Below are 15,451 nucleotides of genomic sequence, written 5' to 3' on the forward strand. Positions count from 1 at the left end.
ATCAGGTCAGGGTGTCACGGATCCGCGTCCGGGCTACTGGACGCAGAACTCGTTCCCCTCCGGATCCGCCATCAGGGCCCACTCGCCGCCCTGCTCCGCCACCCGCCGCAGCACCCTCGCCCCGAGTCCTTCCAGCCGCGCGACCTCTTCCTCACGCCGCCCCTCGCCCGGGTGCAGATCGAGATGCAGCCGGTTCTTGACCGTCTTGGTCTCCGGCACCCGCTGGAACAGCAGCCGCCGCCCCAGCCCGGTCCCGCTCTCCTCCTCGAACGGGTCCTCGGGGTGCCGTACGGCGATCAGGTCCCGGAAGGCGTGACGGCCGTGCGACTCGACGACGAGCTCCTCCGGAACGACACCGGCGCCGAGCAGCTTCCCGATGAGGACGCTGTTGTCCTCGACCTCGTAGTGGAGCGCGGCGGCCCAGAAGTCGGCCTGCGCGTGCGGGTCGTTCGCGTCGATGACGACCTTCCAGTGCACGGGGGCGGGACGTGCCGGTGTCTGTGTCATGTACCAGTTATACGGGCCGGGTGTCGTACGCGGTCCGGGCCGCGGCGATCTCGTCCTGGTGTTCCTCCGTCCAGGTCACCAGGGACTGGATCGTGGTGTGCAGCGTCCTGCCGAGCGAGGTCAGCTCGTACTCCACCCGCGGCGGCACCACCGGGTGCACCGTCCGCTTCACCAGTCCGTCCCGCTCCAGCGACCGCAGGGTCACCGTCAGCATCCGCTGGCTGACCCCGTCGATCTCCCGGCGCAGCTCGGTGAAGCGCAGCCGTCGGTTCTCCAGCAGCGCGATGACCAGCAGCGACCACTTGTCGGCGATCCGGTCGAGGATCTGCCGGACCTGGCAGTCCTCCCGGGTGTCCCACTGGAAGGGATCAGCGTCGCCGTAGTCCACGGTGCTCTCGCAGTTACTCGGTGACTTCGAAGTGCCTTCTTCCATGTCTCTCGATGCTGCCGCAGGGTGGTCATGGTTACAAGAGGGAACCGACCCTCAGTTGCGTAACCGACTACTGGCGGAGGAGTGTGGACTGATGGGCACCCGTGCCTGGGCGCTGCTGCTCGTTCTGTGCGGAACGATCTTCCTCGAAGGCATCGACGTCGCGATGATGGCGGTGGCGATCCCGGCCATCCGCTCCGACCTGGGGCTGGGCACCGACACCGCGGCGTGGGTGATGAGCGCCTACGTGCTCGGATACGCCGGCTTCACCCTCCTGGGCGGCCGGGCCGCCGACCTGCTCGGCAGGCGCCGGATGTTCCTGCTCTGGCTGACCGTCTTCCTCGCCTTCTCGGGGCTCGGCGGCTTCGCGACCGAGGGCTGGATGCTGGTCGTCGCGCGCTTCGTGACGGGCGTCGCCGCCGCCTTCATGACTCCGGCCGCGCTCTCCCTGATCACCACGTCGTACGCGGAGGGCCCGGAGCGCAACAAGGCCCTGCTGATCTTCGCCGGGACGGGCGCGGCCGGCTTCTCCCTCGGCCTGGTGATCGGGGGCCTGCTCACCGAGTTCGGCTGGCGCTGGGTGTTCTTCGCGCCCGTGCTGCTGGCCGCGGCCCTGCTCGCCACAGCCGTACGGCTGATCCCCGGGCGCGACGCCCCTCGGACCCGCCGGGGCACCTTCGACCTGCCCGGCGCGATCACCGCCGCCGGCGCGATGCTGCTGGCCGCCTACACCGTCGTGCGCCTGGAACACGGCCTGCGCGACTGGCCGCTCACCCTGGCCTCGGGGCTGGCGGCGCTGCTCCTGGCCGGTGCCTTCGTCGCGGCCGAACGCCGCTGCCCGGACCCGCTCGTGCGCCTCGGCATCCTGCGTCAGGGCCCGGTCGTGCGCGCCGACCTGGGGGCGCTGCTCTTCCTGGGTGCCTTCTTCGGCTTCCAGTTCATTGTGACGCTCTACCTGCAGGAACTGCGCGGCTGGTCGTCCCTCCAGACGGCGCTGGCCCTGATCGTCATGGGCATCGACGCCGTCCTCGCCCCGACGCTCACGCCGCGACTGGTCGCCCGCTGGGGCAACGCCCGCGTGATCGTCGGCGGTTTCGTGCTGGCCGTGGCCGCGTACGCGCTGTTCCTGCCGGTCGGCATGGACTGGTCCTACGCCGCGATGTTCCCGACGCTGTTCCTGGCGGGCCTCGCCTTCGCCCTGGCCTACGGGCCGCTGACGATCGCGGCCACGGACGGGGTCGCCGAATCCGAGCAGGGGCTGGCCGGCGGGCTGCTGACCACCGCCACGCAGTTCGGCTCCGCGATCGGCATCTCGGCGGTGACCGCGGTCTACGGCCTGGCGTCCACCGGGTCCGGCCCCGAGGCCACGCTCTCGGCGTTCCGGGCGGCGCTGGTCGTGCCGGTCGCCTTGGTGGTGCTGGGCATGCTGATCTCGTTGGTGAGCGTGCGAGCGGCCCGGCGAGCGGTGCGCAGCGCGTCCCAGGTGAGCAGCGTCAACGCCAGCCACACCAGCGCGAACCCGGCCCAGCGCTCCGGCGGCATCTCCTCGTGGAAGTAGAGGATGCCGAGCAGGAACTGGAGGACCGGCGTCGAGTACTGCAGCAGGCCGATGGTGGACAGCGGCACGCGGATGGCGGCCGCGCCGAAGCAGACCAGGGGCAGCGCGGTGACGATGCCGGCCGAGGCGAGCAGGGCCGCGTGTCCCGCACCCTCGGTGGCGAAGGTGGAACCGCCCTGCGCGGTCAGCCACACCAGGAAGCCGAGCGCGGGCAGGAACTGGATCGCGGTCTCGGCGGCCAGCGACTCGATGCCGCCGAGGCCCACCTTCTTCTTCACCAGTCCGTACGTGGCGAAGGAGAAGGCGAGGGCGAGCGAGATCCACGGGGGCCGGCCGTAGCCGATGGTCAGCACGACGACCGCCGCGCAGCCGGTCCCGACCGCCGCCCACTGCACCGGCCGCAGCCGCTCCTTCAGCAGCAGCACTCCGATCGCGATGGTGACCAGCGGGTTGATGAAGTACCCGAGCGAGGCCTCGACGACGTGCCCGGAGTTCACGGACCAGATGTACAGGCCCCAGTTGACGGTGATGACCGCCGCGGCGACCGTGATCAGCGCCAGCTTGCGCGGCTGCCGCAGCAGCTCTGAGGCCCAGGCCCAGCGGCGCAGTACGAGCAGGGCGGCACCCACGAAGACCAGCGACCACACCATCCGGTGGGCCAGGATCTCCACCGCTCCCGCGGGCTTCAGGAGGGGCCAGAACAGGGGGACGAGCCCCCACATCCCGTAGGCCGCGAACCCGTTCAGCAGTCCTGTCCGCGCCTCGCCCCTCGGCTTGCCGGTCACGGCCCCCTCCTTCGCACTTCGCACGTGGTGTACCGCGACCACGAAGGTAACGCCGGGCACCCCCGGCTGTCATGCCCGTATCGGCATACGGTCATGACAGCCGGGGGTGGAGGGGATCAGGGGCTTGCCGGTGGGGCTTCAGCCCTTGAGCGCGGCGGCGATGGCTTCGGAGAACGGGGTGGTCGGACGGCCGGCCAGGCGGGACAGGTCGCCGGTGGAGACGACCAGCTCGCCCTTCTCGATGGAGGCGTCGACACCGGCCAGGATCTGGGCGAACTGCTCGGGCAGGCCGGCGCCGGCCAGGATGCCGGTGAGCGTCTCGGGCGTGACCGCGTTGTAGCCGATCTCCTTGCCGGTCTGCCGGCTCAGCTCGGCCGCGTACTCGGTGAAGCTCCACGCGGAGTCGCCGCCCAGCTCGTACGTCTGGTTCTCGTGCCCCTCACCGGTCAGCACGGCGACGGCGGCAGCGGCGTAGTCGGCGCGGGAGGCGGAGGAGACCCTGCCCTCGCCGGCGGCGGCGACGACCGCGCTGTGCTCCAGCACGGGGGCGAGGTTCTCGGTGTAGTTCTCGTGGTACCAGCCGTTGCGCAGCAGCGCGTAGGGGACGCCGGAGCCCAGCAGGCTCTCCTCGGTGCCGCGGTGGTCGTCGGCGAGCGCGGCGGTCAGGCTGCCCGGGGCGCTGGTGTAGGCGAGCAGGGCGACCCCGGCCGCCTTGGCGGCGTCGATGACGACCTTGTGCTGGGCGACGCGGCCCTTGTCGAACTCGTTGCCCGAGATCAGCAGGACCTTGTCACCGGCGGCGAAGAGGCCGTCGAAGGACGCCGGGGCGTTGTAGTCGGCCAGCGCGATCTTCACCCCGCGAGCGGCGAAGTCGGCGCCCTTCTCGGCGTTGCGGACGACCGCGGTGATCTGCTCGGCGGGAACCTTCTCCAGCAGCTGCTCCACGACGTGACGGCCGAGCTGTCCGGTGGCTCCGGTGACGACGATGCTCATGGTGATGACTCTCCTTGTGGGGTGCGATGGCACTAACCCTAGGGGAGGCGCTAACTCTTCGAAAGTACCCACTTTGAAGTAAGGTACTGGCATGGCAGTAAGTAATGGCGAGGCCCTGTGCCCGTACCGGCTCGTCCTGGAACACGTCACCAGCCGCTGGGGCGTGCTCATCCTGATCGAGCTGCTGGAGCGCCCGTACCGCTTCAGCGAGCTGCGCCGAGCGATCAGCCGGTACAACGGCCGGGGCGTCAGCGAGAAGATGCTCACGCAGACGCTCCAGACCCTGGAGCGCGACGGTCTGGTCGACCGCGACGCCAAGCCGGTGATCCCGCCCCGCGTCGACTACTCCCTCACCGGCCTGGGCCGCGAGGCCGCCGAGCAGGTGCGGGCCCTCGCGCAGTGGACGCACCGGCGCATGGACGAGGTGGAGAAGGCACGCCTGACATACGACGAGACCCGGGCCGCCGCTTCCTAGGGACGGCGGTCCCGGGCCCCGGTGTTCACCCAGTGGCTCAGCCGACGACCGTCCAGGTGTCCCCGCCCGCCAGCAGCGCGCCCAGGTCGCCCTTGCCGTGCTGCTCGATCGCCTGGTCGAGCTGGTCGGTCATCTGCGTGTCGTAGACGGGCCGGTCGACCGAGCGGAGGACACCGATCGGCGTGTGGTGCAGGGTGTCCGGGTCGGCCAGGCGGGACAGTGCGAACGCCGTGGTCGGGGACGGGGAGTGCGCGTCGTGGACGAGCACCTGGTCCTCGTTCTCCGGCGTCACCGCGGCCACCTTCAGATCGCCGGTCAGCGGGTCCCGGAAGACACCCTTGGCCAGGTCGGCGCCGAAGCGGATCGGCTTGCCGTGCTCCAGCCGGATCACGGCCTCCTCGGCCTGCTGCTTGTCCTTGAGGGCCTCGAACGCGTTGTCGTTGAAGATGTTGCAGTTCTGGTAGATCTCGATCAGGGCCGTGCCCTGGTGCGCGGCGGCCTGGCGCAGCACCTCCGTCAGATGCTTGCGGTCGGAGTCGACCGTCCGCGCCACGAACGACGCCTCCGCGCCGATCGCCAGCGACACCGGGTTGAACGGCGCGTCCAGCGAGCCCATCGGCGTCGACTTGGTGATCTTCCCGACCTCGGAGGTCGGCGAGTACTGGCCCTTGGTCAGACCGTAGATCCGGTTGTTGAACAGCAGGATCTTCAGGTTGACGTTGCGGCGCAGCGCGTGGATCAGATGGTTGCCGCCGATGGACAGCGCGTCGCCGTCCCCGGTGACGACCCACACCGACAGATCGCGGCGCGAACTCGCCAGACCGGTGGCGATGGCCGGGGCGCGGCCGTGGATGGAGTGCATCCCGTACGTGTTCATGTAGTACGGGAACCGGGAGGAGCAGCCGATACCCGAGACGAAGACGATGTTCTCCTTCGCCAGACCCAGCTCGGGCATGAAGCCCTGCACCGCCGCGAGGATGGCGTAGTCGCCGCAGCCGGGGCACCAGCGCACTTCCTGATCGGACTTGAAGTCCTTCATCGACTGCTTCGCCTCGGCCTTGGGGACGAGGGAAAGCGCTTCGACGGTGCCCGTGCCGTGCGTGGACGTCTCAGCCATCGATGGCCTCCTTCAGAGCCGAGGCGAGCTGCTCCGCCTTGAACGGCATGCCGTTGACCTGGTTGTACGACTGGGCGTCGACCAGGTACTTCGCCCGGATGAGCGTGGCGAGCTGCCCGAGATTCATCTCGGGCACCACCACCTTGTCGTAGCGCCCGAGGACCGCGCCGAGGTTCTTCGGGAAGGGGTTGAGATGGCGCAGATGAGCCTGCGCGACGGACTCCCCGGCTCTGCGCAGCCGCCGCACCGCCGCCGTGATCGGCCCGTACGTCGAACCCCAGCCCAGGACAAGGGTCCGCGCCTCGTGCGGGTCGTCCACGTCGAGGTCCGGGACGTCGATGCCGTCGATCTTGGCCTGCCGGGTGCGGACCATGAAGTCGTGGTTGGCCGGCGAGTAGGAGATGTTGCCCGTGCCGTCCTCCTTCTCGATGCCGCCGATCCGGTGCTCCAGACCCGGCGTGCCCGGGATCGCCCACGGCCGGGCCAGCGTCTGCGGGTCGCGCTTGTAGGGCCAGAACACCTCGGAGCCGTCCTCCAGGGTGTGGTTCGGGCCCTGCGCGAACTGCACCCGCAGATCGGGCAGATCGTCCAGGTCCGGGATCCGCCAGGGCTCGGAGCCGTTGGCCAGATAACCGTCGGAGAGGAGGAAGACCGGTGTGCGGTACGTCAGCGCGATCCGCGCCGCCTCCAGCGCGGCGTCGAAGCAGTCCGCCGGCGTACGGGGCGCGACCACCGGGACCGGGGCCTCGCCGTTGCGCCCGTACATCGCCTGGAGCAGGTCCGCCTGCTCGGTCTTGGTCGGCAGCCCGGTCGACGGCCCGCCGCGCTGGATGTCCACGACCAGCAGCGGCAGCTCCAGCGAGACCGCCAGGCCGATGGTCTCCGACTTCAGCGCCACACCGGGACCGCTCGTCGTGGTCACGGCCAGCGAACCACCGAAGGCCGCGCCCAGCGCGGCCCCGATACCGGCGATCTCGTCCTCGGCCTGGAACGTCCGCACGCCGAAGTTCTTGTGTTTGGACAGCTCGTGCAGGATGTCCGACGCCGGGGTGATCGGGTACGACCCCAGGTACAGCGGCAGATCCGCCTGCCGGCTCGCGGCGACCAGGCCGTACGACAGGGCGAGGTTGCCGGAGATGTTGCGGTAGACACCGGGCGGGAACGCCGAGGCCGCCGGGGCCACCTCGTAGGAGACGGCGAAGTCCTCGGTGGTCTCGCCGAAGTTCCAGCCCGCCCGGAACGCCGCGATGTTGGCCGCCGCGATGTCTGGCCTCTTCGCGAACTTCGACTTCAGGAACTTCTCCGTGCCCTCGGTGGGCCGGTGATACATCCAGCTCAGCAGGCCCAGCGCGAACATGTTCTTGCTGCGCTCGGCCTCCTTGCGGCTGAGGTCGAACTCCTTCAGCGCCTCCACGGTGAGCGTGGTCAGCGGCACCGGGTGCAGGTGGTAGCCGTCCAGCGAGCCGTCCTCCAGGGGACTGGTCCCGTAGCCGACCTTCTGCATCGCCCGTTTGGTGAACTCGTCCGTGTTGACGATCACCTCGGCACCGCGCGGCAGGTCCCCGATGTTCGCCTTCAGCGCGGCCGGGTTCATCGCCACCAGCACGTTCGGCGCGTCACCTGGCGTGAGGATGTCGTGGTCGGCGAAGTGCAACTGGAAGGACGAGACCCCCGGCAGGGTCCCTGCGGGCGCCCGGATCTCGGCCGGGAAGTTCGGCAGCGTCGACAGGTCGTTGCCGAACGACGCGGTCTCCGAGGTGAAGCGGTCACCGGTGAGCTGCATACCGTCACCCGAGTCCCCCGCGAACCGGATGATCACCCGGTCGAGACGGCGGACGCCCTTGGCGCCCCCCGCTTTGCGCTGCTCTCCTACGACTGGTCCGTCGGCCTGCTCCGCTGGGCTACTGACCTGGCTGGTCACTGAACTGGACCTCCCTCGAGGCGGCTGTCCCGGACAGGCCTTCCCGCAGGCCTCCCAGGATCAACCCTACGACCGTAAGGGTCGCCTTCTTTGTGTCATTCGCATCTTGGACGCGCCTTTGGGGTGATCACGCACCCCTGCCGCGCATATCAGGAATTGAGGTACGTGAGCACGGCCAGGACCCTGCGGTGGTCCCCGTCGCTCTGGGACAGCCCCAGCTTCAGGAAGATGTTGCTGACGTGCTTCTCGACCGCTCCGTCGCTGACCACCAGCTGCCGGGCGATCGCCCCGTTGGTCCGCCCCTCGGCCATCAGTCCCAGCACCTCACGCTCCCGCGGCGTGAGCCCGGCGAGCACGTCCTGCTTACGGCTGCGCCCCAGCAGCTGCGCGACCACCTCGGGGTCGAGGGCCGTACCGCCCTCGGCCACCCGCACCACCGCGTCCACGAACTCACGCACCTCGGCCACCCGGTCCTTCAGCAGATAGCCGACGCCCCGGCTGGACCCCGCGAGCAGCTCCGTGGCGTAGCGCTCCTCCACGTACTGCGACAGCACCAGCACACCGAGCCCCGGGTGGGCCTTGCGCAACCGCACCGCCGCCCGTACCCCCTCGTCGGTGTGCGTCGGCGGCATCCGCACATCGGCCACCACGACGTCCGGCAGCTCGCCCTGCGCGTCCAGCTCGGTGATGGTCTTGATCAGTGCCTCGCCGTCACCCACCCCGGCGACGACCTCGTGCCCGCGGTCGGTCAGCAGCCGGGTCAGGCCCTCCCTGAGCAGCACTGAATCCTCGGCGATGACCACCCGCACCCTGTCCTCCACGATGTTCCGGCCCCCACAGCCCGATGCCGCCCGTCCGCAGCCCACAACGGCTCCGCGCCCACCCGTGCGACGGGTCCAGCATTTCAGGATCGGGGGGTGGATGGGGGGTAGGACCGGCTTCTTGTCCGAGAGATTCGGGTGGTGGGTGGGCATAGGCCGGGGGTCCAGGGGGCTCCGCCCCGGCTGGACCCCCGGCCTATGCCCACCGGAACGCCCTTCACCAACCGCCCCGACCGGAGGTCACCGCACGTACGCGCCCCGCCACGGCAACTCCGCCGTCACCCGGGTCGGCCCGCCCGCCGGCGAGTCCACGACCAGGATCCCGTCCACCGCGTCGAGCCGGTCCGCCAGCCCCGCCAGACCGGAGCCCTGGGACACGTCGGCCCCGCCCGCACCGTTGTCCACGACCTGCAGCATCAGCCGGTTCTCGGTCCGCCAGACCTCCACGCCCGCCCAGGTCGCCCGCGCGTGCTTGCTGACGTTCTGCAGCAGCTCCGACACCGTGAAGTACGCGATCCCCTCGATCGCCGGCGCCGGCCGCTCCGTCAGATCGACCTCGACCCGCACCGGCACCGTGCACCGTGAGGCCACCGCCGACAGCGCCGCGTCAAGACCCCGGTCGGTCAGTACCGCGGGATGGATCCCCCGGGCCAGGTCCCGCAGCTCCTGCAGGGCCGTCTTCACCTCGCCGTGCGCCTCGTCCACCATCCGCGCGGCCGCCTCCGGGTCCTCCTGGAGCTTCTCCTTCGCCAGCCCCAGATCCATGGCCAGCGCCACCAGCCGGGCCTGCGCCCCGTCGTGCAGATCCCGCTCGATGCGCCGCAGGTCGGCCGCGGCCGTGTCGACCACCACCCCCCGGTCCGACTCCAGCTCCACCACCCGCGAGACCAGCCGCGACGGCCCGAGCAGCCCGTGCACCAGCAGCCGGTCCACCATGGTCAGCGCCCGCAGGATCCACGGCATGGCGATCGTGAACAGCAGCCCCACCAGCGCGGTCATCGTGATCTCGAAGGGGTTGTCGAGGTAGACCCGGTGCGTCTCGTCGCCGTACAGCTGGATCCCGTCCTGCCCGGCGTACATCGGGAACACCCAGAACCACAGCGGATACGTCAGCAGCCCCCAGCCCAGCACCCACACGTTCACGGCGACGGCGAACGAGAACACCGCCCAGGGCAGCTGCAGCAGCGCGTACAGCAGGGCCCGCCACGAGGCGCCGCTCTTGAGGACGGCGCCCATCCACGCCATGGCCCCCGGCTTCCGCATCCGCAGCGGCTCCGGCTCGGCCACCTCCAGGTCCAGCAGCGCCCGCGCCCGGAACCGCTCCATCGCCCCGAAGCCGCGGCACCCGGCGAGCGCCGCCGCCAGCACCGGCACGCCGAGGAACGTCACCAGCAGTCCCGCCCCCAGCGACACCATCGTCACCGCGTAGACGAACAGCACGATGCTGATCGGCAGGCTGAGCAGCACATGGCCGAGCTCGCGCCAGGTGCGGCCCTCGACCGGCGCCCGCAGCGCCACGGGCAGCCGGTGCCGCCGTCGTTCGGTGCTCCCGGGGTACCCGGGCCCGCCGTCGAGCCCGTATCCCTGTCCGTACTCCGTGGCCATCGGCGTCGTCCTTCTCCTCGTCCTGCGGCTGTGCTCTCGATACCTCCACCCTGCTCCGCCGCAGGTCGGCGGACCATGGAGTCCGTCGGCGTCTTGGACGGGGGTTTTCCCCACCTCCGGACCAGTGCTTTCCCGGCCTAGCGGCTGCTGGTGCCCGCGGCGGAGGCGTCCGTGCGGTCGCGCCACGGCAGCTCCGCCGTGACCGTCGTCGGGCCGCCCTCGGGCGACTCCAGGACGAACAGGCCGTCCACGGCGCCCAGCCGGTCGGCCAGCCCCTTCATCCCCGTACCGCCGTCGAGACTCGCGCCCCCGCGTCCGTCGTCCCACACCTGTATGAGGAGCCGGTCGGCCGTCCGCCACACGTCCACCGACGCCGACTTCGCCCGGCTGTGCTTGCTGACGTTCTGCAGCAGCTCCGAGACGGTGAAGTAGGCGATGCCCTCGATGGCCGCGGCCGGCCGCGCGGACAGGTCGGCCGTCACCTTCACCGGGACCGTGCAGCGCGAGGCGACCGAGGACAGGGCCGCGTCCAGGCCCCGGTCGGTCAGCACCGCCGGATGGATACCGCGGGCCAGATCCCGCAGTTCCTGGAGCGCCAGCTTCACCTCGCCGTGGGCCTCCTCGACCATCGCCGCCGCCGCGTCGGGGTCCTCCAGCACCTTCTCCTTGGCCAGGCCGAGGCCCATGGCCAGTGCCACCAGCCGGGCCTGCGCCCCGTCGTGCAGATCCCGCTCGATGCGCCGCAGGTCGGCCGCGGCCACGTCGACCACGACCCCCCGGTCCGACTCCAGCTCGGTGATGCGCCGCTCCAGCTCGTCCGAGGGCGACAGCAGCCCGCGCACCATGGCCCGGTCGACGCCCGCCAGCCCCCGCGCGATGAACGGCAGCACCGGCCACAGCACGAACAGCGAGGCCAGCGTGATGGTGAAGGTGAGGACGCCCCACGGCAGCCGGATGAACTCGTACAGCACCGCACGCCAGCCCACCGGGTCCTTCACCGACATCCACAACCACGGGAGGAAGCCGCCCGAGCCGCGCAGCGGAAGCCGGCTCGGCTCGTCCACCCGCACCCCGAGCAGCGCCCTGGCCCGCGCCCGCTCCAGCCTGCCCAACTGCCGGGCGCCCATGAGTCCGGCGGCGAGCAGCGGGAACCCGATCACCGTGACGGTCAGCAAGGAGCTGGTGAACAGCACCGTCATGACGTAGGTGAATCCGAGCAGGGAGAGAGGAAGGTTCGCCAAGAGGTGCGCGATCTCCTTCCAGGAGTGCCGGTCGTAGGCGAAACGGGGCGGCGGCGGGCGGTCGTCCTGCCCGGCCGTCGTCGCGGCCGCCTTCGAGCCGGGGGACGGGAAGCGTTCGGTCATACGCGTCAGCCTGCCCGGCCGCGGGCAGCCGCGCCATGAGGTGGACCGCCAGGATCGACTGAGGAAAACCCCACCCCCGCATGCCAGGGCGTGACGGGCTGCTTACCCTGCCTTTATCAGGGCCTAGACTCCCGTGCGTACAGATCGTCGAACAGCGGCGTCCGGGTGAACCGGGGGACCGTCGCGGGACCAGGTCCGAGTTTCAAGGGAGCGAGGGACGGACGTGCCGGAACCGACCGTCGTCACCACGACCGTCGTCGCGGCGGACTACTTCCAGTCCTATTCGGTCGTCGGACTGCTCGCCGTCGTCGGCGTGCTGTTCGTCGCCGTCGCCTTCGGGGCCGGCCGCCTGCTGCGGCCCGTGGTCCCCACGCCCGAGAAGCTCCTGACGTACGAATGCGGCGTCGACCCCGTCGGCGAGGGCTGGGCCCACACCCAGGTCCGCTACTACGTCTACGCCTTCCTCTACGTGATCTTCGCCGTCGACTCGATCTTCCTGTTCCCCTGGGCGACCGTCTTCGCCGCCCCCGGCTACGGCGCGACGACCCTGGTAGAGATGTTCATCTTCCTCGGCTTCCTGGCCGTGGGCCTGCTCTACGCATACAAGAAGGGCGTCCTGGCATGGACGTGACCCCCGACGTGACCCCCGCCGGCCCCGAGCCCGTTCTGTTGCCCGAGCCGAAGCGGCTCGGCGCCCTCGCGCGCCTGGCACCCGAGCCGATGAAGGTGATCCTCAACTGGGGCCGCCGCTACTCGCTCTGGGTCTTCAACTTCGGCCTCGCCTGCTGCGCGATCGAGTTCATCGCCGCGTCGATGGCCCGCCACGACTTCATCCGGCTCGGCGTCATCCCGTTCGCCCCGGGCCCGCGCCAGGCCGACCTCATGGTCGTCTCCGGCACGGTCACGGACAAGATGGCGCCGGCGGTGAAGCGCCTCTACGAGCAGATGCCGGAGCCCAAGTACGTCATCTCCTTCGGCGCGTGCAGCAACTGCGGCGGCCCGTACTGGGACTCGTACTCCGTCACCAAGGGCGTGGACCAGATCATCCCCGTCGACGTCTACGTCCCCGGCTGCCCGCCCCGCCCCGAGGCGCTGCTCCAGGGCATCCTCAAGCTCCAGGAGAAGATCGCCCGCGAGTCGCTGGAGGAGCGGTACGGCACGGCACGCCCGTCGGCGGCGGCGCTGCAGAGCGGCCTGGTGCGACCGCCGGCCCCGGCCTCGGACTCCGCGTCGGGGGAGGGACGATGACCGCGGTCGGCTGGCTGCCCACCGGCGCCGAGGAACTCTTCGGTACGGACGCCACGGCCGAGGAGTCGTACGAGGTCCTGACGGTCGACGTCCCCCCGGCGACCTGGATCTCCGCCCTGGAGACCGCCCGCGACCGGCTCGGCTGCACCTACTTCGACTGGCTGAGCGCGGTCGACGAACCGGGCACGGGTTTCCGTGTCACGGCCCACATCGCGGCCCTGTCCCCCCTCCGCCGCCTCCTCCTGCGAACGACGATCCCGCACGAGACCCCCGCCCTGCCCTCCGCGGTCGGGGTCTACGCGGGCGCCGCCTGGCACGAACGCGAGACGCACGAGATGTTCGGCATCGCCTTCGAAGGCCACCCGGCACTCGACCACCTGCTCCTGCCCGACAGCTTCGAAGGCCACCCCCTGCGCAAGGACTTCGTCCTGGCCGCCCGCGTCGCCAAGGCCTGGCCCGGCGCGAAGGAACCCGGCGAGTCGGAACACGGCGGCCCCAAACGCCGCCAGATGCTCCCTCCCGGCGTCCCCGACCCCAACGAATGGGGCCCCTCAAGGGCCAACTCCCCCGGCCCCGTCCCGCCCGACCCGAGGCACGACGCCCCGCGCCGCAGGCGAACGCCCCGTACGGCGGGCACGCTCGGCGGGGGAGGGCTCAGCGAGCCAGGCCGCTGCCGGCGCCCCGGAGACTCCGGCCTCGACTGCTCCGCGCCGTGCGCGCACGGCGGCGGAAGGTTCGGCGAGCCAGGCCGCTGTCGGTGCTCCGGAAGGTTCGGCTTCGGCTGGGCCGCGCCGGGCGCGTACGGCGGCGGAGGGTTCGGCGAGCCAGGCCGCTGCCGGGGAGTCGCCTGCTTCGGCTCCGACGGGGCCCCGGCGCAACCGCACGGCGGGGGAAGGTTCGGCGAGCCAGGCCGCTGCCGGTGCTCCGGAAGGTTCGGCTTCGGCCGGGCCGCGCCGGGCGCGTACGGCGGCGGAAGGGTCGGCGAGCCAGGCCGCTGCGGGCGACTCGGACACTCAGGCCCCGGCCGCCCCGCGCGAGGGGGCGGCGAGCACGACCACGCACGGGAATACGGCCCCCTCGTCCCCGGCCGCGCCTCGTCGCACCCGCACCGCCGCGGACGGCTCGGCGAGCCAGACGCCCGGCGGATCGGAATCCCCGGCGACCGGCCCGGAGTCTCCGACGCCCGAGTCCGGGTCCCCGACGCCCGATTCCGAAGCAGCGGCGCCTGGCACTGAGACGCCGCCCCCGGGGCAGCCGGAGTCTCCCGCCGCCGAGCCCGCACCCCCGACCCCGTCGGCGGGACCGCGCCGCGCGCGCAGCGCGTCGGAGGGCAGCTCGAGCCAACGCGCCGCGTCCGACCGAGGCGACAGCCAGCCGGGCAGTTCTGCCCGCACTGCTCCGCGCAGCTCGGACGCCCCCTGGCATCACGCCCGCCCGGCCTTCGACGAACCGGCACCCGAACCCGACCCCGGACCGTCGCCGACTCCGGAGCCCTCGGACGACTCGGAGACCCCCGAGCCGCCACAGACCCCCGAGCCGCCACAGCCCACGGAGCCCACAGGGCACACGGGCACCCCCCAAGACACCACGGAGCCCACGGAGCCCACGGAGCCCACGGAGCCCACGGGCAACCCCGAAGACCCCACAGGAGGCACGCGGTGAACGACGCGCTCGACGTCACCCTGCGACTCCTGATCGTGTTCGTCGTCTTCCTCACCTTCCCCCTGATCATCGGTCAGACGGAACACAAGGTCATGGCCCACATGCAGGGCCGCCTCGGCCCCATGTACGCCGGCGGCTTCCACGGCTGGGCCCAGCTGGTCGCCGACGGCGTGAAGTTCGCGCAGAAGGAGGACGTCGTCCCCGCGGGCGCGGACCGCCGTATCTTCCAACTGGCTCCCGCCGTCGCCCTGCTGCCGTACCTCCTCGTCCTGCTCGCCATCCCCATCGGCCCCGGCGAAGGAGCCGTCGGCCAGGTCATCGACGCGGGCGTCTTCTTCGTCCTGGCCGTCATGGGCGTCGGCGTCCTGGGCTCGCTCATGGCCGGCTGGGCGTCCGCGAACAAGTTCTCCCTCCTCGGCGGCCTCCGCACCGCCGCCCAGCTCCTCGCCTACGAACTCCCGATGCTGCTCACCGCCGCATCCGTGGCGATGGCGGCCGGAACCGTCTCCCTCCCCGGCATCCTCGACGCCTTCGAGTGGTGGTGGCTGCCCTGGCAGATCGTCGGCGCGATCGTCTTCTTCGTGGCCGGCCTCGCCGAACTCCAGCGCCCGCCCTTCGACATGCCCGTCGCCGACTCGGAGATCATCTTCGGCGCGTACACCGAGTACACCGGCCTCCGCTTCGCCCTCTTCCTCCTCGCCGAGTACGCCGGAATCGTCGTCCTGTGCGGTCTGACCACCGTCCTCTTCCTGGGCGGCTGGCACGGCCCCTGGGGCGCCGACGGCCTCGGCTGGGTCTGGACCCTGCTGAAGACCGCAGTCCTCGCCTTCCTCGTGATCTGGCTGCGCGTCACCTACCCGCGCCTGCGCGAGGACCAGCTCCAGAAGCTCGCCTGGACCCTCCTCGTCCCCCTGTCCCTCGCCCAGATCGCCCTCACCGGCGTCGTCAAGGTGGTGATCCAGTAA

At 71.1% G+C, this 15,451-nt stretch carries 13 protein-coding genes and 2 pseudogenes; 6 read left to right on the forward strand and 9 right to left on the reverse strand.

Annotated elements, in window-relative coordinates; genetic code table 11:
• Positions 1-33: 33 nt before the first annotated feature.
• Complete coding sequence (locus tag ACQEV8_RS26165) at positions 34-507, reverse strand: VOC family protein (RefSeq protein ID WP_189728636.1); 474 nt, start codon at positions 505-507, stop codon at positions 34-36.
• 7 nt (positions 508-514) lie between these two features.
• Positions 515-940 carry a winged helix-turn-helix transcriptional regulator gene (locus tag ACQEV8_RS26170; RefSeq protein ID WP_382489256.1) on the reverse strand — a complete coding sequence of 142 codons (426 nt, stop codon included), beginning with the start codon at positions 938-940 and terminating at the stop codon, positions 515-517.
• Between the two features lie 166 nt (positions 941-1,106).
• On the opposite strand from ACQEV8_RS26170, the pseudogene ACQEV8_RS26175 reads away from it, so the two are divergent.
• A pseudogene (locus ACQEV8_RS26175) lies at positions 1,107-2,186 on the forward strand (MFS transporter); the annotation flags it as partial.
• An 80-nt stretch (positions 2,187-2,266) separates the two neighbouring features.
• Here ACQEV8_RS26175 and rarD read toward each other — a convergent pair.
• Entirely contained in the window at positions 2,267-3,280 is a 1,014-nt protein-coding gene (rarD, locus tag ACQEV8_RS26180; protein ID WP_432964696.1) for an EamA family transporter RarD, read from the reverse strand.
• A 138-nt stretch (positions 3,281-3,418) separates the two neighbouring features.
• Positions 3,419-4,273, reverse strand: coding sequence for an SDR family oxidoreductase (locus ACQEV8_RS26185; RefSeq protein WP_432964699.1), 855 nt, complete (start codon positions 4,271-4,273; stop codon positions 3,419-3,421).
• Between the two features lie 91 nt (positions 4,274-4,364).
• On the opposite strand from ACQEV8_RS26185, the gene ACQEV8_RS26190 reads away from it, so the two are divergent.
• Complete coding sequence (locus ACQEV8_RS26190; RefSeq protein WP_432964702.1) at positions 4,365-4,748, forward strand: winged helix-turn-helix transcriptional regulator; 384 nt, start codon at positions 4,365-4,367, stop codon at positions 4,746-4,748.
• A gap of 37 nt (positions 4,749-4,785) precedes the next feature.
• Here the strand turns inward: ACQEV8_RS26190 and ACQEV8_RS26195 are convergent, their stop codons facing one another.
• The 5 genes from ACQEV8_RS26195 to ACQEV8_RS26215 all read right to left on the reverse strand — a co-directional run bounded on the left by ACQEV8_RS26195 (position 4,786) and on the right by ACQEV8_RS26215 (position 11,576).
• On the reverse strand, positions 4,786-5,865 hold the full coding sequence (locus tag ACQEV8_RS26195) for a 2-oxoacid:ferredoxin oxidoreductase subunit beta (RefSeq protein ID WP_432964705.1): 1,080 nt from the start codon (positions 5,863-5,865) through the stop codon (positions 4,786-4,788).
• Positions 5,858-7,786: a 2-oxoacid:acceptor oxidoreductase subunit alpha gene (locus ACQEV8_RS26200; RefSeq protein ID WP_432964708.1), complete on the reverse strand. Its 1,929-nt coding sequence runs from the start codon at positions 7,784-7,786 to the stop codon at positions 5,858-5,860. Before ACQEV8_RS26200 ends, ACQEV8_RS26195 begins: the two co-directional genes overlap by 8 nt.
• A gap of 149 nt (positions 7,787-7,935) precedes the next feature.
• Positions 7,936-8,595 carry a LuxR C-terminal-related transcriptional regulator gene (locus tag ACQEV8_RS26205; RefSeq protein ID WP_391103674.1) on the reverse strand — a complete coding sequence of 220 codons (660 nt, stop codon included), beginning with the start codon at positions 8,593-8,595 and terminating at the stop codon, positions 7,936-7,938.
• A 252-nt stretch (positions 8,596-8,847) separates the two neighbouring features.
• Positions 8,848-10,212 (reverse strand): sensor histidine kinase, encoded by a 1,365-nt coding sequence (locus ACQEV8_RS26210; protein ID WP_432964711.1) that lies wholly within the window; start codon positions 10,210-10,212, stop codon positions 8,848-8,850.
• Between the two features lie 137 nt (positions 10,213-10,349).
• Positions 10,350-11,576 carry a sensor histidine kinase gene (locus ACQEV8_RS26215; protein WP_432964714.1) on the reverse strand — a complete coding sequence of 409 codons (1,227 nt, stop codon included), beginning with the start codon at positions 11,574-11,576 and terminating at the stop codon, positions 10,350-10,352.
• Between the two features lie 223 nt (positions 11,577-11,799).
• On the opposite strand from ACQEV8_RS26215, the gene ACQEV8_RS26220 reads away from it, so the two are divergent.
• The 4 genes and pseudogenes from ACQEV8_RS26220 (at position 11,800) to ACQEV8_RS26235 (ending at position 15,451) form a co-directional block, all read left to right on the forward strand.
• Positions 11,800-12,207 carry an NADH-quinone oxidoreductase subunit A gene (locus ACQEV8_RS26220; protein WP_010041427.1) on the forward strand — a complete coding sequence of 136 codons (408 nt, stop codon included), beginning with the start codon at positions 11,800-11,802 and terminating at the stop codon, positions 12,205-12,207.
• The gene (locus ACQEV8_RS26225; protein ID WP_432964718.1) at positions 12,198-12,824 is read left to right on the forward strand and encodes an NADH-quinone oxidoreductase subunit B; all 627 of its coding nucleotides are present in this window, start codon (positions 12,198-12,200) and stop codon (positions 12,822-12,824) included. The genes ACQEV8_RS26220 and ACQEV8_RS26225 overlap by 10 nt, the downstream gene beginning before the upstream one ends.
• A pseudogene (locus ACQEV8_RS26230) lies at positions 12,821-13,856 on the forward strand (NADH-quinone oxidoreductase subunit C); the annotation flags it as partial. The gene ACQEV8_RS26225 and the pseudogene ACQEV8_RS26230, both read left to right, overlap by 4 nt.
• 626 nt (positions 13,857-14,482) lie before the next feature.
• On the forward strand, positions 14,483-15,451 hold the full coding sequence (locus tag ACQEV8_RS26235) for a complex I subunit 1/NuoH family protein (protein ID WP_432964721.1): 969 nt from the start codon (positions 14,483-14,485) through the stop codon (positions 15,449-15,451).

This window comes from Streptomyces sp. CA-179760 (genome assembly GCF_050937045.1).
Classification (GTDB): domain Bacteria; phylum Actinomycetota; class Actinomycetes; order Streptomycetales; family Streptomycetaceae; genus Streptomyces.

Coding starts and splice junctions, on each gene's coding strand:
- ACQEV8_RS26165 (WP_189728636.1), bottom strand. CDS start 507: ATGACACAGACACCGGCACGTCCCGCCCCCGTGCACTGGAAGGTCGTC.
- ACQEV8_RS26170 (WP_382489256.1), bottom strand. CDS start 940: ATGGAAGAAGGCACTTCGAAGTCACCGAGTAACTGCGAGAGCACCGTG.
- ACQEV8_RS26185 (WP_432964699.1), bottom strand. CDS start 4,273: ATGAGCATCGTCGTCACCGGAGCCACCGGACAGCTCGGCCGTCACGTC.
- ACQEV8_RS26190 (WP_432964702.1), top strand. CDS start 4,365: ATGGCAGTAAGTAATGGCGAGGCCCTGTGCCCGTACCGGCTCGTCCTG.
- ACQEV8_RS26195 (WP_432964705.1), bottom strand. CDS start 5,865: ATGGCTGAGACGTCCACGCACGGCACGGGCACCGTCGAAGCGCTTTCC.
- ACQEV8_RS26210 (WP_432964711.1), bottom strand. CDS start 10,212: ATGGCCACGGAGTACGGACAGGGATACGGGCTCGACGGCGGGCCCGGG.
- ACQEV8_RS26215 (WP_432964714.1), bottom strand. CDS start 11,576: ATGACCGAACGCTTCCCGTCCCCCGGCTCGAAGGCGGCCGCGACGACG.
- ACQEV8_RS26225 (WP_432964718.1), top strand. CDS start 12,198: ATGGACGTGACCCCCGACGTGACCCCCGCCGGCCCCGAGCCCGTTCTG.